Source organism: Kineococcus sp. R86509 (assembly GCF_042466365.1).
GTDB lineage: Bacteria > Actinomycetota > Actinomycetes > Actinomycetales > Kineococcaceae > Kineococcus.
The window spans coordinates 3,404,034-3,430,064 of the sequence record NZ_JAXHCE010000001.1; the positions used below are offsets into that span (position 1 = coordinate 3,404,034).

Here is a 26,031-nt window from a genome sequence, read left to right on the forward strand (position 1 = left end):
CAGGGGAGTCGCATCAGGAGCGGGGCAGGACGTTGTGGTTGAGGCGGAACAGGTTCTGCGGGTCGTAGGTCGCCTTCACCCGCTGCGCACGGGCGAAGGTCTCGGGCAGGTAGGCCCGGCGGACGTCCTCGGGGTCGGTGTCCCAGGCCGCGACGAAGTTCGCGTACGTGCCCGGCGCCGAGTGCGGTTCCAGGCGACGGAACGCCCGGTCCGTCCACGCCGACGCCGTGCCGGCCTGCGCCGGGCCGATGACGAAGACGCACAACGCGAACGCGGCGTCGTGGTGCGCTGCGGCGTAGGGCAGGTCGGGGTTCGTGGTGAGCGCACCACCGAGCTGGCGCAGTTCCACGATGTGCGCCGGGCAGTCGGAGTCGGGACCGAACAGGTCGACGAGGTCGGCCAGCGACCCGGGCGTGAACTCCCGCAGCAGCACCGTGCGCTGGACGAAGGGCGCCGGGTCGACGGGATCGTCGTGGATGGCCGCGTTCTCCCGGTAGGGGATCTCGGCGACCGTGTCCAGCACCACCGGGGCGCACCCGCGCAACGGCGCGAGCAACGCGTCGGCCGTGGCCGCGTCCCCGAGGAGGGAGAAACGCACGTGCACCGCGAACTTCCCGCTGAGGAAGTCCGGCAGGAACGGCAGCGGCGGGAAGCGCGTCAGCGCGATCGAGGTGGTGAGTTCGTCCGGGGCGTTCGCGGTCAGGTCGGCGTAGGCGGACAGCACGGCTCCGGCGTGCTCACCGGCGAAGAACAACCCCCCGGCGTGCAGGTGGGTCACGGGGAACAACCCGAACTCCAGTGCCGTGACGATCCCCACATTGCTCTTGGAGGCCAGCAGACCCCACAACAGGTCGGCGTCGGGGGAGTCCGGCCGGTTCTCGAGGTGGTGCAGCCGCCCGTCGGCGGTCACGACGTCGAGGGCGGTGACGTGGTCGGAGGCCCAGCCGTGGGCGCGGCCCATCGTGGGACTCAACCCCCCGCCGAGGGTGTAGCCGACCACGCCGACCAGGGGCGAGGACCCGTTGAGCGGGGCGAGCCCGTGCTCGGCGGCGGCGTCCACCACCGCCTGCCAGCGGACCCCGGCCCCCACGCGCACCGTGCGCCGGACGGGGTCGACGCTCACGTCGTCCATCCGGCGGGTGGTGACCAGCACCGCACCGTCGGTGGACGGCGAACCCTGGTGACCGGTGGCCATCACGGCCACCGGCAGTCCCCGGCGGGCCGCGAAGAGCACCGCGGTCTGCACGTCGGCGGCGCTCGCGGCACCGACGACGACCGCCGGGGAGTGGGCCACGGCCAGGTTGTAGGGCGAGCACTCGGCGGCGTACCCGTCGTCGCCCGGGAGCAGGACCTGCCCGTCCACGGCGCCGACCAGGGCGTCGAGGCCGTCCAGGGCGGGGGTGACCGGGGACTGCCCGGTCGCGGTGTCCACAGCGTTCTTCACAGCATCGTCTCCAGGGAGGTCGAACGTGGTCGCCGCTCGTTCCGGCGTCGTGGACCACTCCACCTCCTGTCCGTCGACGACGTGTCGACGGCGTGTGGACGCCCGTGTCGACGTCTCGTCAGCGCGACCGCGCGGCGGCCACCGCCCGGTCCAGCGGGAACTCCAGGGGCGCGCCGTGCCCGGGGCCGATGACGTCCGCCGGCACCGCGGCCAGCACGTCGAGGGCCTCCAGCGTGGCCGCCGGGTCGTGGTGGAAGAAACCCCTCAGCAGTTGCGGGCCCTCGACCGCGCTGAGCGGGTGTCCCGTCACGAGGGCGTCGCCCGTCAGGACCACACCCAGGTCGGGGAGGAGGAACGCGCTGTGCCCGCTGGTGTGCCCGGGGGTCGGCACCGGCACGGGGCGGCCGGGGACGTCGAGGGCCGCGCCGGCGCGGGGGGACGGGAACGCCTGCGCGTCGGCGATCCGCACGTCCCGGGTGCCGCCGCTGCGCACCGCCCGCACGGCCCAGGCCGCGACGCGGGGACGCCACGCCTGGCGCAGCACCGTCGGGACGCCGACCTGTTCCAGGTGCTCGCGACGGGCGTGCGCGACCTCGGCGGGGTCCAGCAGCACGGGGACCCCCGGCACCGCGCGCAGCACGGCGCCCAGCCCTCCGACGTGGTCGACGTGGGCGTGGGTCACCAGGACCGCACGGACGTCGCGGGGCTGGTGCCCCAGCGCCGCGACGGAGGCCAGCACGAGTTCCCCGTGGCCGGGGTAGCCGGCGTCGATCAGGGTCAGGTCGGGCCCGTCGCGCAGCAGGTACCAGTTCGCGAGGGGCGTCCGCGCGCAGAACACCTCGGGTGCGATCTGGAGGAGTTCCCAGCCTCCCGCGGGACGACGGACGTGCACCGGTCTCCTGGAACTGTTCATGCTGGGAAACTACCGGCCGCGGGGGACCGCGCCGTCCACGGAAGGACGGGCATGAGTTCCGGCCTCGCGTCGGCCGGTCGAGAGCCGTTGTGCAGCAGGAGGTCCGCTGGTCCTCGGTTTTCCGCGTCGACGAGACGTCCACGCCACGTCGACAACCCCGTGCGGCACTGGTGCCAGCACCCGTCGAGCACGTCCCGCCCCACCGAGCACCGGAGGCAGCACCCGTGGTCACCGTCACCCGAACCCCGACCCGTGCGGGGCGGTACCGTCCGCCCGCAGCACTCCGCGGAACCGAGGTGGGCTGACCGTGCGCATCACACTCCTGGCCATGGGTTCCCGCGGCGACGTCCAGCCGGCCGCCGTCCTCGGAGCCGAACTGGTCCGCCGCGGCCACGAGGTCGTGCTGGCCACCACCGACGACCTCACCCACTTCGGTGAGGCCCTCGGCCTCCCCGTGGTCCCGTTCGGGTTCGACATGCGCGCGTTCCTCCGCTCCGACCAGGGCCAGGAGTTCCTCCGGAACTCCGACGTCCACCAGTACCTGGAGGGTTTCGTGCGGATGAAGGCCGTCCACGCGGACGTCCTGCACCCCGCGATGGTCCGGGCCTGCGAGGGCGCGGACGTCATCGTCTCGAACACCCTGCTGCTGGACGAGGCGTCGTGCCTGGCCGAGGCGTCGGGGGCCGCGGTCGTCGCGATCCACCACGCCCCCCGACGGGCGAACTCCGCCTTCCCGTCGTTCATGCTGACGCGGCGACGCGTTCCCCGGCCCCTGAACCGGGCGACCCACGCCCTGTACGCCCGGTGGGAGCAGAAGGCCACCGCGGGCTACACCAACGCCTTCCGCCGCTCCGTGGGCCTGCCCGCGACCACCGTCCCGATCGCCCGGCGCCTGGCGCAGGCCGGTGCGCTGGAACTGCAGGCCTACGGCGAGGCGCTGGTCCCGGAACTGAGATCCTGGTCGCCGCGGTTCCCGCTCACCGGGCCCGTCTCGGCGACGCCGGAGCAACGGGAGCGCTGGGGCGAGGCGACGTGGGACGCGGACCTGGAGGAGTGGCTGCGCGCGGGCGAGGCGCCGGTGTTCTTCGGGTTCGGCAGCATGCCCGTCGCCGATCCCGCCGCCCTCTTCGCCCTGGTGCAGGCCGTGTGCCGGGAACTGGGGGTCCGCGGGCTGGTGGGGGCCGGGTGGACCGACCTCGCCGCGGCGGACGCGACGGAGCGGGTCCGCGTCGTCGGGCCGGTGGACCACACGCTGCTGTTCCCGCGCTGCGCCGCCGCGGTTCACCACGGGGGCGCCGGGACGACGGCGGCCTCCGTGACCGCCGGGCTGCCGACCGTCGTCTGCGCCGTCTCCTTCGACCAGCCCTTCTGGGGCGGACGCCTGCACGACCTCGGCATCGGCGCCTGGTTCCCGTTCCGCGACCTGACGGCCCCCCGGCTGGTCGAGGCCCTCCGCGGCGTCCTGACCGAGGCGGCCGCCGGACGTGCACGCTCGATCGGTGCCGCCCTGGGGCAGGAGGACGGTGCCCGGGCCGCGGCGACGGAGATCGAGCTGGCGACCAGCGCCCGTCGCCCGCTCGGAACGGTCACGCACGCCGGAACCGACCCGAGGAGGACCCCGTGAACGACACCCGACCGGCCGCCCGCGACCACCTCGTGGCGGCCGCCTGCGATCTCGTCCCGGCGCTGCGTGCAGGGGCACCGGCGGCGGAACGGGGGCACCGCCTGACCCCGGCAGACGCGCGCTCCCTGCGCGAGGCGGGGTTCTTCGCCCTGCACGCCCCCGCCGCCCTCGGTGGCCTCGGCGCCTCGATCGCGACCGCCGTGGACGTGCACGCCGAACTGGCCCGCGGGTCCGGGTCGGCCGCGTGGTGCGCGGTGATCCTCTCCGGCGCCGGCCTGCTCGCCTCCCGGTTCCCCGTGGCCGGTCGCGAGGAGCTGTGGGCCGACGACCCGCGCGCCGGCGTGTGCGGGAGCTTCTTCCCCACCGGCACCGGCCGACGCGTCCCCGGCGGGTTGCGGGTCAGCGGACGCTGGCAGCCGATGTCGGGCATCCACCACGCGCGGTGGGCGTTGCTGCCCGTCCTCGTCCGCGACACTCCGGACACCCCAGACACTCCGGACGCCCAGGACGAACGGCCCGCGGTGGAGGCGGTTCTCGTCCCCGTCGAGGCGCTGGGCGTCGAACCCACCTGGGACGTCGTCGGGATGGCGGGCACGGGCAGCGACACCGCCGTCGCGGAGGACGTCTTCGTGCCACAGCGGCGTTGCGCGCCGTTCGGGGCCCTCCTCGGGTCGGGCGCGCCCGACGCGGCCGACCCCCTGCGGTCGACGACCGCCTACTCGGCCCTGGGCGTGTGCGCCGGTGCCGTCCTGGTGGGGATGGCGCGCGCCGGTCTCGAGCTCGTGCTCGACGCCCTCGGGGAGGGCCGTCTGCTCGCCTCCTCCACCTACGCCGACGCGCGGGACGCGCCGGGCGTGCGGTTCGACGTGGCGAGCGCCGCCCGGCTGGTGGACACCGCCGGCCTGCACCTGGCCCGCGCCACCGGCGACATCGAGCGGGGGGCGCGGGAGGGACGTCAGCTCGACGTCGCGACCCGGGCGCGCGTGCGGGCGGACCTGGCCACGATCACCGTCTCCACGCGCGTGGCGTTGGGGCACCTGCTCGACGCCGGCGGGGCCCGCTCCTTCGCCGCGGGCAACCCGCTGCAGGCCGTCTGGCGCGACGTGGAGGTCCTCTCCCGCCACCCGCTGCTCGCCCCGGGGCTCAACGTCGACGTCTACGCCCGCACCCTGCTGGGCTCGCAGGAGCAGGTGGCGGCGTTCGTCTGACCGCGGGTCGACCGCTTCGGGGCCGCTCGTTGCGGGTCACCCGTCGCGGGTCCAGTCGACCAGGAGCGTGCGGCACAACCCGTCCCACGTCGTCGGGTCCCACCCGGTCAGCGTCCGCCAGCGGTCGAGGCGGTAGCGGACGGTGTTGACGTGCACGTGCAGGGCGCTCGCCGTGGCCGACAGCGACGACCCCGCGTCGGCGAAGGCGGTGACCGTCTGGAGCAGGTGCGGGTTGTCCACGGCGGCCCGCAGGCCGGGTTCGAGCACCTGGCGCAACCGCGGGGCCTGCTCGCTCAGGCTGACCGGGAGCCACCACTGCTCGAAGGCCACGACCGGTCGGCGGGGGTCGGCGTGGGCCAGGCAGAGGACGGCGTCGCGGTAGCTGTCGACCGCCCCCGGGACGCCCGGACGGCTCAGGCCCACGCCGACCCGGGCGGCGGGGTCGACCCGGTGGACCCGGGCGACGAGCTTCGCGGGGTCCGTGCCCTGCAGGACGGCGACCATGGTCTGCCCGACGCCGGCGACCTGCAGGTGCTGCGTCGCCGGCCGCGGTACCCCGTCGCGTTCGTGCCAGCGCTGCACCTGCAGTTCCGACCAGCCGCCGACCGACCAGCACACCACCTGGAACTGCCCCGCGAGGTCGTAGCCCAGGCTGACCGCGGCGCGTTCGGCGACGTCGCGTTCGACGTCGCCCTGGCTGAGGGCCTGCACGAAGCGGTGGGTGGAGCGGATGTCGACCGCCTCCAGGGCCACGGTGGCCTCGCTGTGGGCCTGGGAGGCGGCCGCGGTGATGGCCTGCATCCAGGACCAGACGCCGTCGACGCCCGCCAGCAGGTCCAGCTGCAGCTCCTGGCGCCCGGACTCCCGGGCGAGTTCCTGCAGGTGGGCCCAGAGCCGCTGGAAACCGACCTGGAAGGCGCTGATCAGTGCGTGCAGCGGGACGCGGTCGAGGGCCCGCTGCCGGCCCAGGTCGCGAGCCGCTCCGAGTTCGCGGTCGTCGGGGCCCCGACCGCAGGCCAGCCCGGTCACCAAGTCGCGGAGCTGCCCCTCGGTGTGCCCGATCTGCTGGGTCACCGTCGTCGAGCCGTACTCCGCCACCCGGTCGTGGATGAGGTCGATGACCTCCAGGGTCAGGGCGGGAACGCTGTCCTGGGCGCGGGTGAAGAGTTCCGTCAGCGTCGTGATCGGGGGCCGGTCGGCCCCGCGCTCGGTCCGCTCGGACGTTCCGGTCACCGGTTCCCCCTCCAGCCGTGGACCTTGTGAGATCCACAAGGTGGGGCCGTCCATCTCTGGCGCTGCAGCTCTGTCCCCGCGGGGGCCCGAGCGCTCACCCTACGAGCACACCCACCGCGCACTCGAGAGGACCGTCCCGTGCCCCACGACGTCTCCCGGCAGGACCGGGAGCCCGCACCGGACCTCGAACTGACGGTCCTCGGTGCGGTCTCGATGCGCTGGTGCGGCACGGACGTGGACCTCGGCACCCCTCAGCAGCGGGCCCTCTGGGCGGTCCTCGTGCTGCGGTCTCAGCAGGTGGTCCCCGTCGAGGAACTCGTCGAGGCGCTCTGGGACGGCGAGGCCCCCACCGGGGCGCGCACGACGGTCCGCACCTACGTCTCCCGCCTGCGGCGGGTCCTCACCGCCTGCGGAGCCGACGGCGAGGTCCGGCTGGAGTCCCGTTCCGGGGGGTACGGCCTGTTCCTGCCGCCGGGGGTGGTGGACGTGGACCTGTTCCGCGGTGAGGTCGCCGCGGCCCGCGCCGCCGTGCGCGAGGGGCGGGACTCCCTGGCGCACGAGCGGTTGCGCACGGCCCTGGCGCGGTGGACCGGTCGTGCGCTGGCCGGGGTGGACGGCCCGTACCTGACCGCTCGCCGCGCCCACCTGGAACTGCTGCACGCCGACGCGGTGGAGGACCTGTGGGCGGCCGAGCTCGAGACGGCCGGGCCCGGGCCCGGAACCGTCGCCGAGCTGGTGGACGCCGTGGCCGCGGAACCGCTGCGCGAACGCCGCCGGGAACTGCTGATGCTCGCCCTCTACCGCAGCGGCCGTCAGGCGGAGGCGCTCGCCACCTACCGCGGGGCGCACGAGTTCCTCGCCGCCGAACTCGGTGTCGACCCCGGTCCCGGTCTGCAGTCGTTGCACGAGAAGGTGTTGCGGGCCGACCCCGCGCTGGCGGGACGGATCGCGACCCGCCGCCCCGACGCCAACGCCCCGGGTGGGGCGCCCGCCGGAGTTCCGGCGCAGCTGCCGCCGCGGGCCGAGCCGTTCGTGGGACGGGCGGAACTCCTCGACCGGTTGGCGGCGTCCCTGCCGGACGCGGGCCGGCTCGTGGTCGAGGGTCTCACCGGGCTGGGCGGAACCGGGACGAGCGCCCTGGCCGTGCAGGTCGCGCACCGGGTGCGGGGGAGCTTCCCCGACGGTCAGCTCTACGCCGATCTCCGCGGCGGTGCGGGCCCGGTGAACGCGCACGACGTGCTGGGTGCGTTCCTGCGCGCGCTGGGGACCGCACCGCACGCGGTCCCCGAGGCGCGCGCCGAACGGATCGCGACCTGGCGCACGGTGACCGACGGACGGCGCCTCCTGCTGCTGCTGGACCACGTCACCACGGCGGAGACGGTGCGGGACCTGCTGCCCGCCGGAGCCGGCAGCGCCGTCCTGTTCACCAGCGCCCGGCGGCTGCCCGCGTTGTCCCCGGTGCGCTGGACCACCGTCGGGCCGTTGCCCGCGGAGGAGTCGCTCGAGCTGCTGGGAGCGGTGGCCGGCCACGAGCGGGTCCTCGCCGAGCGGGAGGTGTCCGAGCAGGTGGTCGCCGCGTGTTCGCACCTGCCGCTGGCGGTGCGCGTCGCGGCCGCGCGCCTGCTGGACCGGCCGGGGTGGAGCATCGCCCAGATCGCGGCCCAGCTCGCCGACGACCTGCGCGAACCGGTGGTGATGGCCGCCGACTGCGCGATCGTCGACGCGCCGCTGCAACGAGTGCAGGACAGCCTGGGACACGAACTGGGGCAGGCGTTCTGCCTGCTCGCGGTGCCCGACTGCGCCTGGCTCGACGGCGGTGCCGCCGCCGCGGTGCTCGACGTCGCCCCGGTCCACGCCCGCGGGGTGCTGGAGGAACTGGTCGACGCCCACCTCCTGCGGGCCGAACCCGGTGGCCGCTACCGCTTCCCCGGCCTGGTCAAGGCGTTCGCCCGCCGGCAGGCCTGGGTCGCCGACCACGACCGCTGCCGCGCTGCGCTGCAACGCCTCGTCGAGCACCACGCGCAGGCGCTGCGCGAGCGGACGCCGTCCGCCGGGGCCTCGTTGCGCAGCCTGGGCACGGCTCGCCGTGACCTGCCGGTTCCGGTCCTGCAGGAGTTCCTGGTCGCGCTGCCCGTCGCCTGAACCGGCGCCTGGACCGGCGCCTGGACCGGCGGCGTGGACCCGGTCCTAACCGCGCCCCACCCCGCGGGTGTGCTCGAAGATCAGGCTCGTCTCGGTGAGGCCCACGTCGGCGTCGTGGGAGAGGTGCTCGGCGACGAAGTCGCGCAGGGCCGCGGTGCTCTCCACCGCCACGTGCAGCAGGTAGTCGTCGGCCCCGGCGACGAAGTAGACGTCGAGGACCTCGGGGCGCCGCCGCATCCGGGCCACGAAGGGCCCCATGCTGCCGCGCGCGTGGGCGGCGAGCTTCACGGCGATCATCGCCTGCAGGTCGAGCCCGAGGGCCGCGGGGTCGACGTCGGCGTGGAAACCCCGGATGACCCCCGACTCGCGCAGCGCCCGGACCCGCAGCAGGCAGGTCGAGGCGGCGATCCCAACCTGCTGGGCCAGGGCCGCGTTGGTGGTGCGGGCGTCCTCGGCCAGGACGCGCAGGATCGCGCGGTCGACGGGGTCCACCACCCGTTGCAGCTTCTTCGGCGACAGCGCGTTGAGGGGGCGGTCTGTCGAAGGATCTGCCACGAACCGACCCTCCCACGAATCTCCTGCAGGTTGCTTGCCGTCCCCTCGAACCCTCTTCACCCTGGATGGAGAGCGACCGACCCGTCACCACCGACCGACCTGAGGAGAGCACCATGCGCATCGGCGTCCCCCGTGAGGTGAAGAACCGCGAGTACCGCGTGGCGCTGACCCCGGCCGGGGTCCACGAACTCGTCGGTCACGGCCACGAGGTCCTCGTCGAGGCCGGCGCCGGCCTCGGCAGCTCCCTGCCCGACCAGGACTACGAGGCCGCGGGCGCGAAGGTCCTCGCCGACGTCGACGAGGTCTGGGGCGGCGCCGACCTGCTGCTCAAGGTCAAGGAGCCCATCGCGCAGGAGTACCACCGCCTCCGCGCCGACCAGGTGCTGTTCACCTACCTCCACCTCGCGGCGTCCCGCGAGTGCACCGACGCGCTGCTCGTGTCCGGCACCACCGCGATCGCCTACGAGACGGTTCAGCTCGCCGACCGTTCGCTGCCGCTGCTCGCCCCCATGAGCGAGGTCGCCGGCCGCCTCGCGCCGCAGGTGGGTGCCTACTCGTTGATGCGTGCTGCCGGTGGCCGGGGCGTCCTCATGGGCGGGGTCCCCGGCGTCCGCGGGGCCGACGTCGTCGTCATCGGCGCCGGCGTCTCCGGTCAGAACGCCGCGCAGATCGCGCTCGGCATGGGGGCCGAGGTGACCGTGCTCGACCTGTCGCTGCCCAAGCTGCGCGAGGTCGACGCCCGCTTCGGCGGTGCCGTCCGCACCATCGTCTCGAACTCCTACGAACTCGCCCGCGCCGTGCGGGCCGCGGACCTGGTCATCGGTGCGGTGCTGGTCCCCGGGGCGAAGGCGCCGAAACTCGTCAGCAACGACCTCGTCGCGCAGATGCGTCCCGGGTCGGTCCTCGTCGACATCGCCATCGACCAGGGCGGCTGCTTCGAGGACTCCCGCCCCACCACCCACGACGATCCGACGTTCACCGTGCACGGGTCGGTGTTCTACTGCGTCGCCAACATGCCGGGTGCCGTCCCGCACACGTCGACGTACGCCCTGACGAACGCGACGCTGCCCTACGTCGTGAAGCTCGCCGACCGCGGCTGGAAGGCGGCGCTGACCGCGGACGCCGCGCTCGCCGGTGGGCTCTCGACCCACGCGGGTTCCGTCGCCAACGCCGAAGTCGCTGCGGCGCACGGCCTTCCGGCGATCACGGTGGCCGAGGCGCTGGCGGGCTGACACCCACCGTCAGGCCTCGTGCATCTCCCGCACGAGGGAGTCGACGACGTCGTGCAACGGGTTCTCGGCGCCCCGCTCGCAGGCTTCCGCGAACGTGCGGCGCTGCCGCTGGTAGCTCGCGCCGCGGCGGGGGATCTCTGCGACCAGGGCGAGGTCGTCGGCGCACCCCAGCCGCCGGGCGACGGGTTCCAGGCGGTTCAGCCAGTCCGTGAGGTCGTCGGTGACCAGGCGCTCGCGGCCTGCGCCGTCGACGATGATCTCGGCGTCGAGGCCGTAGCGGGAGGCGCGCCACTTGTTCTCCTGGACGTGCCACGGCGGCATCGTCGGGAGTTCCTCGCCGGCCTCGAGCCGGTCGTCGAGGTGCACGACGAGGCAGTGGATGAGCGCGGTCACGGCCCGCAGTTCCCGCATGGTCGGGGTCCCGTCGCAGACCCGGACCTCGATCGTGCCGAACTTCGGGGAGGGGCGGATGTCCCAGCGCACGTCGGAGAGACCGTCGATGACGCCGGTCACCAGCATGTCGTCGACGTAGGTCTCGAACTCGCCCCAGGCGCCGAACTGGAACGGCAGCCCCGCCGTCGGCAGCTGCTGGAACATCTGCGCGCGGTTGCTGGCGTAGCCGGTGTCGAAGCCCGTCCAGTACGGCGAACTCGCGGAGAGGGCCTGCAGGTGCGGGTAGTGGTTCAGCAGGGTGTTGAGGATCGGCAGGACCTTGTGCACCGAGTTGACGCCGACGTGGACGTGGACGCCCCAGATGAGCATCTGGCGGCCCCACCACTGGGTGCGTTCCAGCAGTTCCGCGTAGCGCTCGTCGGGGGTGACCTGCTGCTCGTCCCAGCGCGCGAAGGGGTGGGTCCCCGCGCACATCAGCTCCAGGCCCAGCGGATCGCTCACCCGGCGGATCGCCGCGATGGAACCCGAGAGGTCCTCGACGACGTCCCCGACGGTGTCGCAGACGCCGGTGACGATCTCGAGGGTGTTGCGCAGCAGTTCCTTGGTGATCCGCGGCCCCGTCGGGGAGTCCTCGCGGTCGACCGCGTCCAGCACCTCCGAGGCGCGGGAGGCGAGGTCGCGCGAGGACCGGTCGACGAGCACCATCTCCCACTCGACGCCCAGCGTCGGGCGGGGGGAGGCGTTGAACTCCACGTCACGTCGACCCACGCGACGATCACACCACACCGGGGCCCCTGTCGCCGCACGACGGGCTTGCCCTAGCGTCGCGAGCGTGAGCACTCAGCGAGAGGTCGACGTCGTGGTCATCGGAGCCGGGGCGGTGGGCGAGAACGTCGCCGACCGGGCCGGGCGGACGGGGCTGGACGTCGTGGTGGTGGAGAAGGAGCTCGTCGGCGGTGAGTGCTCGTACTGGGCGTGCATGCCGTCGAAGGCTCTGCTGCGCTCCGGGCAGGCGCTCGCCGCGGCGCAGCGGCTGAAGGGCGCGGCCGAGGCCGTGACCGGGTCCCTGGACGCGGCGAAGGTCCTGGAACGCCGCGACGGCTTCACCAGCGGCTGGGACGACAGCAGCCAGGCGACGTGGCTGGACTCCGCAGGACTCGGTCTGGTGCGGGGGACCGCGCGGCTGACCGGAACGCGGACGGTCTCCGTCGAGACGGCGGAGGGAACGGTGGAGCTGACCGCCCGTCAGGCCGTCGTGGTGTCGACCGGTTCCGTGCCCGTCCTGCCCGACGTCCCGGGACTCGCGGACTCCCGGGTCTGGACGAGCCGGGAGGCGACGAGCGCGAAGAGCGTGCCCGCGCGCCTGGCCGTGATCGGTGGTGGCGTCGTCGGTTGCGAACTCGCGCAGGCCTGGGCGCGTCTGGGGTCGCAGGTCACCCTCCTCGTGCGCTCCGGGCTGCTGGCCGGGCAGGAGGACTTCGCCGGCGAGATGGTCGCGGAGGCGTTGCGCGCCGACGGGATCGACGTCCGCACGGGCGCCGAGCTCGCGCGGGTCTCCCGGGACGACAGCGGCGTGCACGTGACCCTGGGCGACGGTTCGACCGTCGACGCCGACGAGTTCCTCGTCGCCACCGGACGTCGCCCCGCCACCAGCGGCATCGGGCTGGAGACCGTCGGGCTGCAGGACGGCGGATCCCTCGAGGTCGACGACACCGGACTCGTCGCCGGGGTCGAAGGCTCCTGGCTGTACGCGACGGGCGACGTGTCCGGCCGCGTGAAGCTCACCCACCAGGGCAAGTACGACGCCCGCGCCACCGGTGACGCGATCGCCGCCCGGGCCGCCGGGCCGATCGAGACGCCCCCGTGGTCGCGCTACACCGCGACGGCCGACCACCACGCCGTCCCGCAGGTCGTGTTCACCGATCCCGAGGTCGCGCAGGTCGGGTTGACCGCCGCCCAGGCCCGCGAGCAGGGCCTCGACGTCAAGGTCGTCGACTACGACCTCGGCAACGTCGCGGGCGCCTCCCTGGTCGCCGACGGCTACGTCGGGAAGGCGCGGATGGTCGTCGACGAGCAGCGCACAGTGATCGTCGGCGTGACGTTCGTCGGGCAGGACGTCGCCGAACTGCTGCACGCCGCGACGGTCGCGATCGTCGGCGAGGTGCCGTTGGAGCGGCTCTGGCACGCCGTCCCGAGCTACCCCACGGTGAGCGAGGTCTGGCTGCGGTTGCTGGAGACCTACGGCCTGTAGTCGTCCCGTGGCCGCGGTTTCGGGTCGTGGTCACCACACGCCAGTAGGTTCGGCGCGTGGTGACCACGACCCACAACCCCGGCGGCTCAGTCGTGGACGGTGAGCAGGTGCTGCAGCAGTTCGGCGGACAGCACGACGTCGACGGGGCGGGGGGTGCCGTCGACGCTGCGGACGGGGGCGCTGAGGCGGCCGCTGGAGACCAGCCACAGCGCGTCGGCGGAGTGCAGGTCCGCCAGGCCGAGGTGCCCGATCTCGGTCCGGTCGCCGCGCTGCTGCGCGAAGTCGAAGGCGCGGCCCTGGGTCGTCCCCTCGAGGATGCCGAGTTCCGGTGGTGTCGTGACCCAGCGGTCGCCGAAGACGGCGACGACGGTCGAGTTCGGGCCCTCGAGGACCTCGCCGTCGGAGGCCAGGAACACGACGTCGTGGGCGCCCCGGGCGCGGGCGTGGCGCAACGCGGCCATGTTCAGCGCGTAGGACAACGTCTTGGCTCCCTGCAGCAGCCAGGGCGCCCGCGTCATCACGTCGCTGGGGTAGGCGCGTTCCAGGGCCAGGACGTCGATGCCCTCGACCCGTTCGCGGGTGTGGTCGGCGGCGACGAACGCGTGCACCCAGCCGGTGGGGACACCGCTGCCCTCGACCCCGCGGGTCATGATCAGCTTCACCAGCAGTTCGGGCACCGGGTCGTGCGCAGCCACGGCCTGCTTCAGCGCGACGGCCCACGCGGTCGCGTCGGGGGCGGGGAGGTCGACCATCGCGGCGGAGCGCGCGAACCGGTCGAGGTGGTGGCGCAGGCTCTGCGCGACGCCGCCGACGACGTTCACCGATTCGAAGATCCCGTCGCCGCGGGTGGCGCCGAGGTCGTCGACGCGCAGGTGCGGGGCGCTCGGGTCGGCCGGCGCGAACGCCGTCGTGCCGTCGGGGCCGGTCGACATCAGGAACAGGACGGGACTGGACACGTCACCATCCTGCCCGCCGGCGGCCGGGCCGTCAGCCGTGGGTGGTGTGCGTCACGAGCCGGGTGAACGCGCGCGTCGCGGGCGAGGGGTTCTCCCGCCGCCAGAGCACCTGCACCCGGCCCACCAGCCCCGGCCGCACGATCCGCAGCGGGTGCACGGTGTCTCCCGTGGAGGAGTCGGCGAACGAGGCGGGAACGAGGGCCACGCCGAGCCCCTGCGCGGCCAGGGACGCCAGCAGGACGGGGGAGTTCGCCTCCAGGGCGATCCGGTACGTCAGGCCGTGGGCGGCGCAGGTCTCGTCCAGCACCGTGCGCAGACCCCCGCCGGGCGGGACCGACAGCAACGGTTCCCCGCACAGTTCGGCGAGGGTCACCGTGCGACGGCGGGCCCACCGGTGGTCCGTGGCGACCAGCGCGGCGAGGGGTTCGTGGGCGACGGTGACCCCGGTCAGGTCGTCGAGCTCGCGGTCCGCGGTCGCCGTCCACACGACGTCGAGCGTCCCCTCCCGCACGGCGATGAGCAGGTTCGCCGCGTCGTCCTCGGTCACCCGGAGTTCGACGGCGGGGGCGAGGTCGCGGAACTCCCGCAGGAGGGCGGGCATCTGCATCCCGCTGCTGGAGAGCAGCATCCCGACCCGCAGCGTCCCGCGCAGCAACCCGGTGAGCGCGGCGACGTCGTCGGCCACCGCGGCGGCCGAGGCCAGGGCCGCCCGGGCGTGCGGGAGCGCGACCTGCCCCGCGGCGGTGAGGGTCGCGCCGCGGGCGTGGCGTTCGAACAACGCCTGTCCCAGTTCGCGTTCGAGGTTGCGGACCTGGGCGCTGACCCCGGGTTGGGCGACCCGCAGCTTCGCCGCGGCGCGGGTGAAACCCCCCTCGTCGACGACGGCGACGAAGTGTTGCAGTGCCCTCAGCTCCATCACCGCATCGTATGGCAGCGGTCACGAACCGGTCTTGGACTTCTGGCTCGAGCCGGAGCAGGCTCGGAGGACCAGGACGACGAGAGGAGATCACGATGACCACTGCAGGGGCCACCGCACGTGAGCACGCCGAGGACTACTTCCGCGGCTGGAACGCCGGGGACGCCGAGGCCCTGCGCGGCCTGTTCGACCCGCAGGTGTCCTTCCGGGGTCCGATGGGCGTCGCGGACGGACCCGACGAGTGCGTCGCCGGGCTGTTCGGCATGCGCGAGGGCTTCCTCGAGGAGGTCGTGGTGGAGAAGCTGCTGGTCGACGGCGACGAGGTCGTCACCTGGTTCGAGATGCGGACCCGCCTCGACGGCGTCGATCCGTTCCCCGTGGTGAACCGGATGCACGTCGGCCCGGACGGGATCGACCGCATCCGGGTCGTCTTCGACCCGCGCCCGCTGCTGGGGTGACCTTCCCCCCGGTACGACGCCGCTGCGCCGCCCCTACGGTGGACGGGTGCCCGACGACTCCCAGCGCGACGACTTCCTCCACGTCCGCGGTGCCCGCGACCACAACCTGCGCGACGTCGACGTCGACCTACCCCGCGGTGCGGTCGTCGCGTTCACCGGGGTGTCTGGTTCGGGGAAGTCGTCGTTGGCCTTCGGCACGATCTACGCCGAGGCGCAGCGGCGCTACCTCGAGTCCGTCGCGCCGTACGCCCGGCGCCTGATCCAGCAGGTCGCGGCGCCGCACGTCGACGCCGTGACCGGCGTTCCCCCGGCGGTCGCCCTGCAGCAGAACCGGTCCGGGTCGTCGCCACGGTCCACCGTGGGCACGGTCACGACGTTGTCGAACTCGTTGCGGATGCTGCTGTCGCGGGCCGGTGACTACCCGGCAGGTGCGTCGCGGCTCGACTCCGACGCGTTCTCACCCAACACCGCGGTGGGCGCCTGCCCGCGCTGTCACGGGGTCGGCACGGAGTTCTCGGTCACCGAGGAGTCCGTCGTCCCCGACCCGTCCCTGAGCATCCGGGACGGGGCGATCGCCGCGTGGCCGCGGGCCTGGCAGGGCAAGAACTTCCGGGACGTCCTCGCGACCCTCGGCCACGACGTCGACGCCCCCTGGCGCGACCTGCCCCGCGCGGACCGCGACTGGATCCTCTTCACCGACGAGAAACCCGTCGTGACGGTGCACCCCGTGCGCGAGGCGCACCGCATCCAGCGTCCCTACCAGGGCACCTGGACCAGCGTGCGCGACCACGTCATGCGCACCTTCGCGACGACGGGGTCGGCGAGCACGAAGGACCGGCTGCGGGGTTTCCTGCAGGCCACACCGTGCCCGGCGTGCGGTGGTCGCCGGTTGCGGCCCGAGGCGCTGGCGGTGACCTTCGCGGGGCACGACGTCGTCGAGCTGGCCGGGTTGCCGGTGCGCCGCCTCGTCGAGGCCCTCGGTGGCGCCGACGTCCCCGCCGACGGGCCGGCGCACGTCATCGTGCGCGACCTGCTCGCCCGCGCCGCCGCCGTGGTCGACCTGGGTCTGGGCTACCTCGCCCTCGACCGCACGGTGCCGACCCTCTCCACCGGGGAGCTGCAGCGGTTGCGGCTCGCCACGCAACTGCGGTCGGGGTTGTTCGGCGTGGTCTACGTCCTGGACGAACCCTCGGCGGGGTTGCACCCGGCGGACACCGTCGCGCTGCTGGACGTCCTCGCCGGCCTGCGCGACGCCGGGAACAGCGTGCTCGTCGTCGAGCACGACATGGCCGTCGTCCGCTCGGCGGACTGGCTCGTCGACGTGGGGCCGGGAGCAGGGTCGGCCGGTGGCCGGGTCCTGCACTCCGGCCCGGTCGCGGGTCTGCAGGACGTCGCGGAGTCGGTGACCCGGGAGTTCCTGGCCCCGGGGTTCCGTCCCGGGCTGCGGAGGCCCGCGAGGACCCCGACGGGGTGGCTCGGCCTCACCGGGGCCTCCTCGCACACCGTCCGGGACCTCGACGTCGACCTCCCGCTGGGGGTGTTCACCGCGGTCTCGGGGGTGTCCGGGGCGGGGAAGTCTACGCTGGCGGGGATCGTCGCCGACGTCGTCACGGACCACCTGGGGAGCGAGGAGCCCACCGAGTCCGACGGTTCCGACGAGGCGGACGGACCGACGGGGGAGCGCCCCGTCGTGCGCGGCGCCACCGGCCTCGACGGGGTCACCCGGCTGGTGCGCGTCGACCAGCGCCCGATCGGGCGCACCCCGCGCTCGAACCTAGCGACGTACACGGGGTTGTTCGACGCCGTCCGCGAGGCCTTCGCCCGGGAACCCGAGGCGAGGCGCCGCCGGTGGACGGCGAGCCGGTTCTCGTTCAACGTCGCGGCCGGCCGCTGTCCCACCTGCAAGGGGGAGGGGGCGCTGTCGGTGGAGCTGCTGTTCCTGCCCGGGACGTGGTCGCCCTGCCCGGACTGCCACGGCACCCGCTACGCGCCGGAGACCCTGGAGATCACCCACCGCGGCCTCACCGTCGCCGACGTCCTCGCCCTGACCGTCGACGAGGCCTGCGGGGCGCTCGACGACCTCCCCGTCGCGCTGCGCGGTCTGAACGCGCTGCGCGACATCGGGTTGGGCTACCTGCGCCTGGGTCAACCCGCGACCGAACTCTCCGGTGGGGAGGCCCAGCGCATCAAGCTCGCGACGGAACTGCAGCGCACCAGCGTGGCGGGGACGCTCTACCTGCTCGACGAACCGACCACCGGTCTGCACCCCGCGGACGTCGAGCGCCTGCTGCGGCTGCTGCACGGACTCGTCGACGCGGGCAGCACCGTCGTCGTGGTGGAGCACGACGCCGCGGTGCTGCTCGGCGCCGACTGGCTGGTCGACCTCGGCCCCGGCGGCGGTGAGGACGGTGGCCGCGTGGTCGCGCAGGGAACCCCGGCCGACGTGCTGGCGGCGGGCGTCGGCGCCACCGCCCACCACCTTCGCACGATCGGGTGAGCGGGTGATCAGAAGGTGAGCGGCGTGGTGCCCTCGGTCTCGCGGACGACGAGACCGCCGAGGTTGCGGACGTGGCCGGCGTAGGTGGCGCGCCCGGGCGGGGCGAGCAGGGCGTCGTGGATGAGCAGACCCTCCCGGGCACCGACGGCGCGGACGAAGTCGACGGTCTCCTTCGACGCGGCCCACGGGGCGTTCAACGGGACGGCGAGCACGTCGACGCCCTCCGGGACCGCCTCGTAGGAGTCGCCGGGGTGGAACAGCGTGGGCTCACCCTCGGCCGTGAAGACCAGGCCGACGTTGCCGATGCGGGCGATGTCGGCGTGGATGACGGCGTGCCGACCGCCGACCGCGGTCACCGTGACGCCCCCGATGACGACGGAGTCCCCGGGGTGCAGGGGCGAGGCCCGCAGACCCGACTCGGTGAGCGAGGCCGCCGTCGACGGTTCGGCGTGCAGCACCGCTGAATCGTTGCTGTCCAGCAACGACGGCAGGCGCTCGACGTCGACGTGGTCGGGGTGGGCGTGGGTGACGAGGACGGCGTCGAGGTCCTCGAGCTCCTCGAAACCGTGGCTGTAGGTGCCGGGGTCCACCAGGATCCGGGCGGCACCGGTCTCGACGAGCAGGCACGAGTGGCCGAAGTGCGTGACGCGCATGGTCACGGAATATATCCGCGAGGTTACAAGCGCGAAACCTGAGGTCAATAGCGTCGTTCCAGCGCCGGTCCCGCCGGTGCGCCCGAGACGGGCCCCACACGCACCACGAAGCGCAGGAGCTGCCATGACCGAGGTGACGCGAGCCGAGGTGGAACTCGCCGGCCATTCGCACGCAGCAGGGGACGGCCTCATCAAGGACGGGTACCACCCGCGCCTGACGAACTCCGACCTCGCCCCGTTGAAGCAGCAGAGCTGGAAGTCCTACAACTTCTTCGCCTTCTGGATGTCCGACGTGCACAGCGTCGGCGGGTACGTGACCGCCGGCAGCCTCTTCGCCCTCGGGCTCGCGGCCTGGCAGGTGCTCATCTCGCTGCTGGTCGGGATCGTCATCGTGTACTTCCTCTGCAACCTCGTCGCGCGGCCCAGCCAGGCGACGGGTGTTCCCTACCCCGTGGTCTCCCGGGTCACGTTCGGGGTGCTGGGTGCCAATGTCCCCGCCGTCATCCGCGGGCTCATCGCGGTGGCCTGGTACGGCATCCAGACCTTCCTCGCCTCCAACGCCCTCGTGCTGCTCGTCCTGAAGATCGACCCTGACCTCGCGCCCTACGCCGACAAGGCCCAGCACGGGTTCGTCGGTCTCAGCACGATCGGCTGGGCCGCGTTCGGTGTCATGTGGGTCCTGCAGGCCCTCGTGTTCTGGCGGGGGATGAACGCGATCCGCAAGTTCATCGACTTCTGCGGTCCCGCCGTCTACGTGGTCATGTTCGCCCTCGCCGCCTACCTGGTGACCGAGGCCGGCCCCTCGAACGTCTCGCTGAACCTGGGCAACATCACCCACCACGGGATCGGTGCGGTGGGGATGATGATCTCGGCCATCGCGCTGGTGGTGTCCTACTTCTCCGGGCCGATGCTGAACTACGGCGACTTCGCCCGGTACGGCAGGTCGATGGCCGCCGTCAAGCGGGGGAACTTCCTCGGTCTGCCGGTGAACTTCCTCGTGTTCGCCGTCCTCTGCGTCGTCACGGCCTCGGCGACGATCCCGGTCTACGGCCAGCTCATCACCGACCCGGTCGAGACCGTCTACCGCCTCGACAACATCACCGTCGCGATCCTGGGCTGCCTGACCTTCATCATCGCGACCATCGGCATCAACATCGTCGCGAACTTCGTCTCACCCGCGTTCGACTTCTCGCACGTCTCACCGCAGAAGATCTCTTGGCGCACGGGTGGGATGATCGCCGCCGTCGGTTCCGTCCTCATCACGCCGTGGAACCTCTACAACTCGGCCGAGACGATCCACTACACCCTCGACACGCTGGGTGCGTTCATCGGGCCGTTGTACGGGGTCCTCATCGCCGACTACTACCTGGTCAAGAAGCAGCAGGTCGTCGTCGACGACCTGTTCACGATGAGCCCCGAGGGCACCTACCACTACACGAAGGGCTGGAACCCCGTCGCGGTCGCAGCGACCGCGGTGGCCGCGGTCATCGGCATCGTCATCGTGTTCTTCACCAACCCGACCGCCGCGTCGTTCAGCTGGTTCATCGGGGCCGCGATCTCGTTCCTGCTCTACCTGGCCCTGAAGAACTCCATCCCGAGCCGGGAAACCGTCTGATGCCCACGATCCTGGTCGTCAACGTCAACACCTCCGAGGCGGTGACCGAGGTCATCCGGCGTTCCGCGCAGGCCGCGGTGTCGGCGACGACCAGGATCGTGGCGCTCACCCCGACCTTCGGCCCGGCCTCGGTCGAGTCGAACTACGAGAGCTACCTCTCCGCCGTCGGTGTCCTCGACGCCGTCCAGAACCACGACGGGGAGTTCGACGCCGTCGTCCACGCAGGGTTCGGCGAGGTCGGTCGCGAGGCGTTGCAGGACGTCCTGCACGTGCCCGTCGTCGACATCACCGAGGCCGCCGCGTACACCGCGTGCCTGCTCGGCCGCACCTACGGGGTCGTCACCTCGCTGGACCGGGCCGCCCCCGCCATCCACGACCGGTTGCTGCTCGCCGGCCTCGCGGGGCGCTGCGTCGGCATCCGCAGCGTCGACCTGCCCGTCCTGGAACTCGAGGCGAACCCCGAGGTCACCGCGAAGGGTTTCGTCGACCAGGCGCGCCGCCTCGTCGAGGACGACGGGGCCGAGGTCGTCCTGCTCGGCTGCGCGGGGATGTCCGGCGTCCACGAGACCGTCACCGCCGCGCTGGCCGTGCCAGTCGTCGACGGGGTCGCCGCCGGTGCCCGCCTCGCCGAATCGCTGGTCGCCCTGGGGCTGTCCACCTCCAAGGTCCGCAGCTACGCTCCGCCCCGAGCCAAGGACGTGCGGGGATGGCCCCTGCGCGCAGGCGCGGGTGGAGGAGGTCGGTCGTCGGGTGGTCTCGGCCGGTAGGAGCGGTCGTCCGGTGCTGGACGCCATCCGCAACGACATCGTCGAGGGGATCGTCCCACCCGGTTCGGCCCTGGAGGTCGACGTCCTCGCCACCACCCACGACGTCAGCCGCATCCCGGTGCGCGAGGCGCTCATGACGCTCGTGGGGGAGGGGCTCGTCGAGCACCAACCCCGTCGCGGGTACACCGTGACCCTGCTCGCCGAGGGGGAACTCGCCGAACTCTTCGACGTCCGCGGCACGCTGGAACTCGCGGCGCTCGCCGTCGCCGTCCGGCTCGTCCGCCCCGGCGACGTCGCCGCCGCCCGGGAGGCCCACGAGAAGCTGCAGCAGGCCGTCGCCGACGGGGACGAACGCGAGTACCACCACCAGAGCCGTGCGTTCCACGTCGCGTTGACCCGGCCGTCCGCGATGCCGCGACTGCTGGCCGTCTTCGACCGGATCTGGGACCTCACCGAGCCGTACCGGCCGATGGAGGACCTCGCCCCCGCCGAGGCCGCGCACCTGCACGCCGAGCACGCCGCCATGCTCGCGGCCTTCGCCGCGGGGGACGCGGAGGCCTTGCTGGCGACCGCCTCCGCGCACCAGGAGAACCTGACCGCGCGGGTCCGGTCCCGCCGGTCGTCCTCACCGCCGGCGGCGGCTCCGGTGCGCCGGACGCGCTACCGCACACTGGGCGGACGGGACACGGGCGGAACGGCGTCGACGGCAGAGGAGGAACGGTGAGCGAGGACGTGCGGGTGGATCTGGTGCTGCGGGCGGCACGGGCTGTCGTGGACGGTGCGCAGCGACCGGTCTCGGTCGGGGTGCAGGACGGGCTGGTCGTCGGCGTCGAGGCGTTCGACCACGTCTGGGACGCGGCCCGCGAGGTGGTCCTCGCCGACGACGAGGTGCTGCTGCCGGGCCTGGTCGACACCCACGTCCACGTCAACGAACCCGGGCGCACCGAGTGGGAGGGTTTCGCCTCGGCGACCCGCGCCGCGGCGGCCGGGGGGATCACGACGATCCTCGACATGCCGCTGAACAGCACCCCGGCGACCCTGGACCCCGAGGCGCTGGAGCTGAAGCGGACGGCTGCGCAGGGGAAGTGCGTCATCGACGTGGGTTTCTGGGGCGGCGCCGTGCCGGGCAACGCCGACCAGCTCGAACCGCTGCACGAGGCCGGGGTGTTCGGGGTGAAGTGCTTCCTGCTCGACTCCGGGATCGAGGAGTTCCAGCCCCTGGACGCCGCCGGTCTGCAGGAGGCGCTGACCGAACTCGCGCGCTTCGACGGCCTGCTGCTGGCCCACGCCGAGGACGCCGGGGAGATCGGCGCGCACGCCCACCCGGGTGGTCGCCGCTTCGCGGACTTCGTCGGATCGCGTCCGCCGGCCGCGGAGGCGCTCGCCGTGCGCTCCGTCGCCGAGGCGGCCGCCCGTGCCGGGGCCCGCGTGCACGTCGTGCACCTGTCCTCGGCGGCCGGCCTCGCCGAGGTCCGGGCGGCGAAGGCGGCCGGCACCCACCTCTCCGTCGAGACGTGCCCGCACTACCTGACCCTCGACGCCGCCGAGGTCCCCGACGGCGACACGTCGTTCAAGTGCTGCCCCCCGATCCGCGACCGCGCCGAGCAGGACGCGTTGTGGCGGGGGCTGCTGGACGGGACGATCGACTGCGTCGTCTCCGACCACTCCCCGTGCACCGCGGAGCTGAAGCGCCTGGAGGAGGGGGACTTCGGGGCCGCCTGGGGCGGCATCGCCTCGGTGCAGCTCGGCCTGCCCGCCGTGTGGACGGCCGCCCGCGGCCGCGGGGTCGCGCTGGAGACCGTCGTCGGCTGGATGTCCTCGGCCACCGCCGACCTCGCGGGGTTCACCGACCGAGGTCGGATCGCTGCCGGGAACGTCGCCGACTTCGCCGTCTTCGCCCCTGAGGAGGAGTGGATGGTGGACGCGGAGACGTTGCAGCACAAGAACAAGGTCACGCCCTACCAGGGGCGCACCTTCACCGGCGCGGTGCGCTCGACCTGGCGTCGCGGTGAACTCCTCGACCTCGGGGCGCAACCCCGCGGGGAACTCCTCACCCGTCCCTGAGCAGTCCCTGCTGGGCCCGGGTGAGCAGCGCGAGGTGCAGCGCCACCCGGGTCTCCGGGTCGTCGAGATCGCGGCCGAGGCGCTGGGCGAGCCGTTCCACCCGACCGTAGGTCGCCGGCCGGGACAGGTGCAGCCGCGCCGCGAGCGGGGTCATCGAACCGCCGACCTCGAGGTAGGCGGTGAGCAGGGCGAGGTCGGCGTCGCCACCGTCGACGGCGTCCAGCACCGAGGACAGCTGCGCCTCCGCGAACTGCGCGACCCGGTGGTCGCCGCGTAGGTGCCACAACAACCCCCGCACCCCGAGGTCGGCGGTGCGGTGGACCGCACCCGGGACCCGGCGCGGCGCGGCGGCCGCGACCTGGGCGACGTGACGGGCTTCGGCGAAACCCTCCGCCGTGGCGCTGAGCTCACCGACCACCCCGGCGGCGCCGAGGGTGGCCGCGGCGGGGAGGGCCTGCGCGAGCCGCGGCAGCAACGTCGCCGTCGCGTCCTCCCGTCCCACCAGCAGCACGCCGACGACGTCGTGGCCGAGGACGCCGGTGATGCCGACCCCGCCCACGTGGGCGAGCGTCTGCGCCACCGTGGCCCGGTCCGCGCCGCCGGGAGTGTGCACGGCCGCAGCGGCGAAACCCCCGCGGGTCGGCAACCCGAGGGCGCGGACCCGTTGGCGCAGTGCGGCTTCGTCCACGGGGCGGGCCCGCAACAGGTCCTGCACGAGGTCCGCGTGCGCGCGGTCGGCGAGGTCGCGGTCCCCCTCGGGGGACAGCAGCCGCAGCACCGTCAGGACCTCCGCGGCGCGTTCCAGGACGAGCACCGCGTCGCGGCCCCCGCTCGGGCCCGGGGCGACGAGTCGGCCCCAGCGGTTGCCCGGTGCGCCCACCGGCGCCGTCGACCACCCCTCGTGGCCGCCCTCGCGCCGCGAGCGCCGCGACCAGTCGAAGAGCACCTGCGCCGTCCCCGCCGGCCCGGCGACGTGGGCGACCGCGCGGTGGGCCACGTCCTCGAGCACCACGGGCCCGTCGAGGAGTTTCGCCGCCCGGTCCAGGACCTCCGCCGTCGTGGCCCCCGTCGTGCTCAGCCCCGCGAAGGAGGCGTGGACGCGTTCGGCGAAGCGCAGGCGCTCGTGCTGGTCCACCAGCAACCGGGCGTGCACCTGCTCGGTCACCTCGACGAACCGGACCACCCGGTGCAGTTCGACCAGCGGGAACCGGGCGGCGCGGGCGGCGCGGACCAGCGCCGGCGGCAGGGCGGCGAGGTGGTCGCCGAGTTCGACGACCAGGCCGACGGCGCCGGCGTCGACGAGGGAGGCGACGTAGGCGGCGAGGTCCACGTCGCGCAGCCCCATGCCGGTGGAGAGCAGCAGTTCGCCACCCCCCAGGAGCCCGGCGACCTCCGTCTGCTCGCTGACGTGCACCCACCGCACGCGCACCCCGAGGCGGTCCTCGCCGGCGCGCACCCGCGGGCCGCCCGCGGCCAGGACGGGCAGCGCCAGGACGTCCGCGACGGTGAGCACGGGGGCAGGCTAACGCCGACGGTTCGTCGGTGGTCCTGGTGCAGCGCCGACGATGCGTCGCTGGTGCCCCTGTCATCCGCGGCGGGAGGGTGGGAGGATCGACGGGCAACCCCCGGCGGACAACCCCCGCAGACGTCGTCGTTGGAACTCGAGGAGGGTTCGGCATGACCGTGACCGAGCAGGTCGTCCAGGGTGCGGGGTCCTCCGACCTCACCACCGCCGCGCGCGACCACCTGTGGATGCACTTCGCGCGCATGGGTGCCTACCAGGACAGGCCGGCTCCCGTCATCGTCAAGGGCGAGGGTGCCTACGTCTGGGACGACCAGGGTCACAAGGTCCTCGACGGCCTCTCCGGCCTGTTCGTCGTCCAGGCCGGGCACGGTCGCGCGGAACTCGCCGAGGTCATGGCCAAGCAGGCCGAGACCCTCGCGTTCTTCCCCGTCTGGGGCTACGCCACCGAACCCGCGATCCAGCTCGCGGAACGCGTCGCGTCCTACGCCCCGGGTGACCTGAACCGGGTGTTCTTCACCACCGGGGGTGGCGAGGCCGTCGAGAGCGCCTGGAAGGTCGCCAAGCAGTACTTCAAGCTCACCGGGAAACCGCTGAAGCACAAGGTCATCTCGCGGGCGACCGCCTACCACGGGACTCCGCAGGGGGCGCTGGCGATCACCGGCCTGCCGGCGATGAAGCAGGCCTTCGAACCGCTGACCCCGGGTGGTTTCCGGGTGCCGAACACGAACATCTACCGTGCCGAGCGGATGGGTGCCCCGACCGACCCGGTCGAGTTCGGCCGGTGGTCCGCGGCCCGCATCGAGGAGGCGATCCTCTTCGAGGGTCCCGACACGGTCGCGGCCGTCGTCCTCGAACCCGTGCAGAACTCCGGTGGGTGCCTCACCCCGCCGCCCGGCTACTTCCAGCTGGTGCGGGAGATCTGCGACAAGTACGACGTGCTGCTCGTCTCGGACGAGGTCATCTGCGGTTTCGGCCGCCACGGCACGATGTTCGCCTGCGAGAAGTTCGGCTACCAGCCCGACATCATCACCTGCGCGAAGGGCATGAGTTCCGGCTACGGCCCGATCGGCGCGATGATCGCCTCGGACCGCATCATGGCGCCCTTCCTCGAGGGCAAGAACTTCTTCCCCCACGGGTACACCTTCGGCGGGCACCCGGTGTCGGCGGCGGTGTCGTTGGCGAACCTCGACATCTTCGAGCGCGAGGGGTTGAACCAGAACGTCCTCGACCACGAGCAGGCCCTCGGCGACACCCTGAAGAAGCTGCTGGACCTGGACATCGTGGGCGACGTCCGGGGCGACGGGTACTTCTGGGCCGTCGAACTCGTCAAGGACAAGACGACGAAGGAGACGTTCGACCTCGGGGAGCGCGAGACGCTCATCAAGCAGTTCCTGCCGTCGGCCCTGTTCCGGAACGGTCTCTACGCCCGTCCGGACGACCGCGGCGAACCGGTCATCCAGGTGGCGCCGGCGCTGACCACCGGTCAGGCGGAGTTCGACGAGATGGAGCAGATCCTGCGGACGACCCTGATCGAGGCGATGGAGCTGGTCTGACTGCGGGGCACGGGGCCATCTGGTCAGGTGAA

21 protein-coding genes are annotated in these 26,031 nt (G+C 73.3%); 12 read left to right on the forward strand and 9 right to left on the reverse strand.

All coding sequences use genetic code 11. The features are described from left to right. Window positions 1-13: 13 nt before the first annotated feature. A complete protein-coding gene (locus SJY07_RS16610; RefSeq protein WP_380160578.1) occupies window positions 14-1,444 on the reverse strand; it encodes an FAD-binding oxidoreductase in 1,431 nt (476 codons plus the stop codon). Between the two features lie 118 nt (window positions 1,445-1,562). Further along, window positions 1,563-2,357, reverse strand: coding sequence for an MBL fold metallo-hydrolase (locus SJY07_RS16615; RefSeq protein WP_380160580.1), 795 nt, complete (start codon window positions 2,355-2,357; stop codon window positions 1,563-1,565). Window positions 2,358-2,664: 307 nt separating this feature from the next. On the opposite strand from SJY07_RS16615, the gene SJY07_RS16620 reads away from it, so the two are divergent. Together SJY07_RS16620 and SJY07_RS16625 are read left to right on the forward strand one after the other, a co-directional pair. Beyond that, complete coding sequence (locus tag SJY07_RS16620) at window positions 2,665-3,981, forward strand: glycosyltransferase (protein WP_380160582.1); 1,317 nt, start codon at window positions 2,665-2,667, stop codon at window positions 3,979-3,981. Next, complete coding sequence (locus SJY07_RS16625) at window positions 3,978-5,189, forward strand: acyl-CoA dehydrogenase family protein (protein WP_380160584.1); 1,212 nt, start codon at window positions 3,978-3,980, stop codon at window positions 5,187-5,189. The genes SJY07_RS16620 and SJY07_RS16625 overlap by 4 nt, the downstream gene beginning before the upstream one ends. Window positions 5,190-5,225: 36 nt before the next feature. Here the strand turns inward: SJY07_RS16625 and SJY07_RS16630 are convergent, their stop codons facing one another. Next, a complete protein-coding gene (locus SJY07_RS16630; RefSeq protein WP_380160586.1) occupies window positions 5,226-6,422 on the reverse strand; it encodes a PucR family transcriptional regulator in 1,197 nt (398 codons plus the stop codon). A gap of 138 nt (window positions 6,423-6,560) precedes the next feature. Between SJY07_RS16630 and SJY07_RS16635 the strand changes: the two genes are divergently transcribed. After that, window positions 6,561-8,564: a BTAD domain-containing putative transcriptional regulator gene (locus tag SJY07_RS16635; RefSeq protein ID WP_380160588.1), complete on the forward strand. Its 2,004-nt coding sequence runs from the start codon at window positions 6,561-6,563 to the stop codon at window positions 8,562-8,564. A gap of 45 nt (window positions 8,565-8,609) precedes the next feature. Here SJY07_RS16635 and SJY07_RS16640 read toward each other — a convergent pair whose 3' ends face one another. After that, complete coding sequence (locus SJY07_RS16640) at window positions 8,610-9,119, reverse strand: Lrp/AsnC family transcriptional regulator (protein ID WP_380160590.1); 510 nt, start codon at window positions 9,117-9,119, stop codon at window positions 8,610-8,612. A 113-nt stretch (window positions 9,120-9,232) separates the two neighbouring features. On the opposite strand from SJY07_RS16640, the gene ald reads away from it, so the two are divergent. Beyond that, window positions 9,233-10,351 carry an alanine dehydrogenase gene (ald, locus tag SJY07_RS16645; protein ID WP_380160592.1) on the forward strand — a complete coding sequence of 373 codons (1,119 nt, stop codon included), beginning with the start codon at window positions 9,233-9,235 and terminating at the stop codon, window positions 10,349-10,351. A gap of 9 nt (window positions 10,352-10,360) precedes the next feature. Here the strand turns inward: ald and SJY07_RS16650 are convergent, their stop codons facing one another. Next, window positions 10,361-11,512, reverse strand: a complete 1,152-nt coding sequence (locus SJY07_RS16650; RefSeq protein ID WP_380160594.1) for a glutamate--cysteine ligase — start codon at window positions 11,510-11,512, stop codon at window positions 10,361-10,363. 64 nt (window positions 11,513-11,576) lie between these two features. On the opposite strand from SJY07_RS16650, the gene SJY07_RS16655 reads away from it, so the two are divergent. Further along, complete coding sequence (locus SJY07_RS16655) at window positions 11,577-12,995, forward strand: dihydrolipoyl dehydrogenase family protein (RefSeq protein ID WP_380160596.1); 1,419 nt, start codon at window positions 11,577-11,579, stop codon at window positions 12,993-12,995. An 86-nt stretch (window positions 12,996-13,081) separates the two neighbouring features. On the opposite strand, the gene SJY07_RS16660 is transcribed toward SJY07_RS16655, so the two are convergent. Next, the gene (locus tag SJY07_RS16660; protein ID WP_380160598.1) at window positions 13,082-13,951 is read right to left on the reverse strand and encodes an aminodeoxychorismate lyase; all 870 of its coding nucleotides are present in this window, start codon (window positions 13,949-13,951) and stop codon (window positions 13,082-13,084) included. 31 nt (window positions 13,952-13,982) lie between these two features. Next, window positions 13,983-14,867, reverse strand: coding sequence for a LysR family transcriptional regulator (locus SJY07_RS16665; RefSeq protein ID WP_380160600.1), 885 nt, complete (start codon window positions 14,865-14,867; stop codon window positions 13,983-13,985). 95 nt (window positions 14,868-14,962) lie between these two features. Here SJY07_RS16665 and SJY07_RS16670 point away from each other — a divergent pair, with 95 nt between their 5' ends. Both SJY07_RS16670 and SJY07_RS16675 read left to right on the forward strand, forming a co-directional pair. Continuing rightward, complete coding sequence (locus tag SJY07_RS16670; RefSeq protein ID WP_380160602.1) at window positions 14,963-15,325, forward strand: nuclear transport factor 2 family protein; 363 nt, start codon at window positions 14,963-14,965, stop codon at window positions 15,323-15,325. 46 nt (window positions 15,326-15,371) lie between these two features. Continuing rightward, the gene (locus SJY07_RS16675; protein WP_380160604.1) at window positions 15,372-17,822 is read left to right on the forward strand and encodes an ABC transporter; all 2,451 of its coding nucleotides are present in this window, start codon (window positions 15,372-15,374) and stop codon (window positions 17,820-17,822) included. A gap of 8 nt (window positions 17,823-17,830) precedes the next feature. Here the strand turns inward: SJY07_RS16675 and SJY07_RS16680 are convergent, their stop codons facing one another. Beyond that, window positions 17,831-18,475, reverse strand: a complete 645-nt coding sequence (locus SJY07_RS16680) for an MBL fold metallo-hydrolase (RefSeq protein ID WP_380160606.1) — start codon at window positions 18,473-18,475, stop codon at window positions 17,831-17,833. Window positions 18,476-18,599: 124 nt separating this feature from the next. Here SJY07_RS16680 and SJY07_RS16685 point away from each other — a divergent pair, with 124 nt between their 5' ends. From SJY07_RS16685 to allB, 4 genes are read left to right on the forward strand one after another with little or no spacing between them, the layout of a single operon-like run. Next, window positions 18,600-20,090: an NCS1 family nucleobase:cation symporter-1 gene (locus tag SJY07_RS16685; RefSeq protein ID WP_380160608.1), complete on the forward strand. Its 1,491-nt coding sequence runs from the start codon at window positions 18,600-18,602 to the stop codon at window positions 20,088-20,090. Beyond that, window positions 20,090-20,857 (forward strand): aspartate/glutamate racemase family protein, encoded by a 768-nt coding sequence (locus SJY07_RS16690; RefSeq protein WP_380160610.1) that lies wholly within the window; start codon window positions 20,090-20,092, stop codon window positions 20,855-20,857. Before SJY07_RS16685 ends, SJY07_RS16690 begins: the two co-directional genes overlap by 1 nt. A 13-nt stretch (window positions 20,858-20,870) precedes the next feature. Continuing rightward, window positions 20,871-21,581, forward strand: coding sequence for a GntR family transcriptional regulator (locus SJY07_RS16695; RefSeq protein ID WP_328293105.1), 711 nt, complete (start codon window positions 20,871-20,873; stop codon window positions 21,579-21,581). A gap of 14 nt (window positions 21,582-21,595) precedes the next feature. Further along, window positions 21,596-22,921 (forward strand): allantoinase AllB, encoded by a 1,326-nt coding sequence (allB, locus tag SJY07_RS16700; RefSeq protein WP_380162374.1) that lies wholly within the window; start codon window positions 21,596-21,598, stop codon window positions 22,919-22,921. Here allB and SJY07_RS16705 read toward each other — a convergent pair. Beyond that, complete coding sequence (locus SJY07_RS16705) at window positions 22,908-24,434, reverse strand: PucR family transcriptional regulator (protein ID WP_380160612.1); 1,527 nt, start codon at window positions 24,432-24,434, stop codon at window positions 22,908-22,910. The two genes, allB and SJY07_RS16705, sit on opposite strands and share 14 nt — an antisense overlap. Before the next feature lie 164 nt (window positions 24,435-24,598). On the opposite strand from SJY07_RS16705, the gene SJY07_RS16710 reads away from it, so the two are divergent. Then, a complete protein-coding gene (locus SJY07_RS16710) occupies window positions 24,599-25,999 on the forward strand; it encodes an aspartate aminotransferase family protein (protein WP_380160614.1) in 1,401 nt (466 codons plus the stop codon). Window positions 26,000-26,031 lie beyond the last annotated feature (32 nt).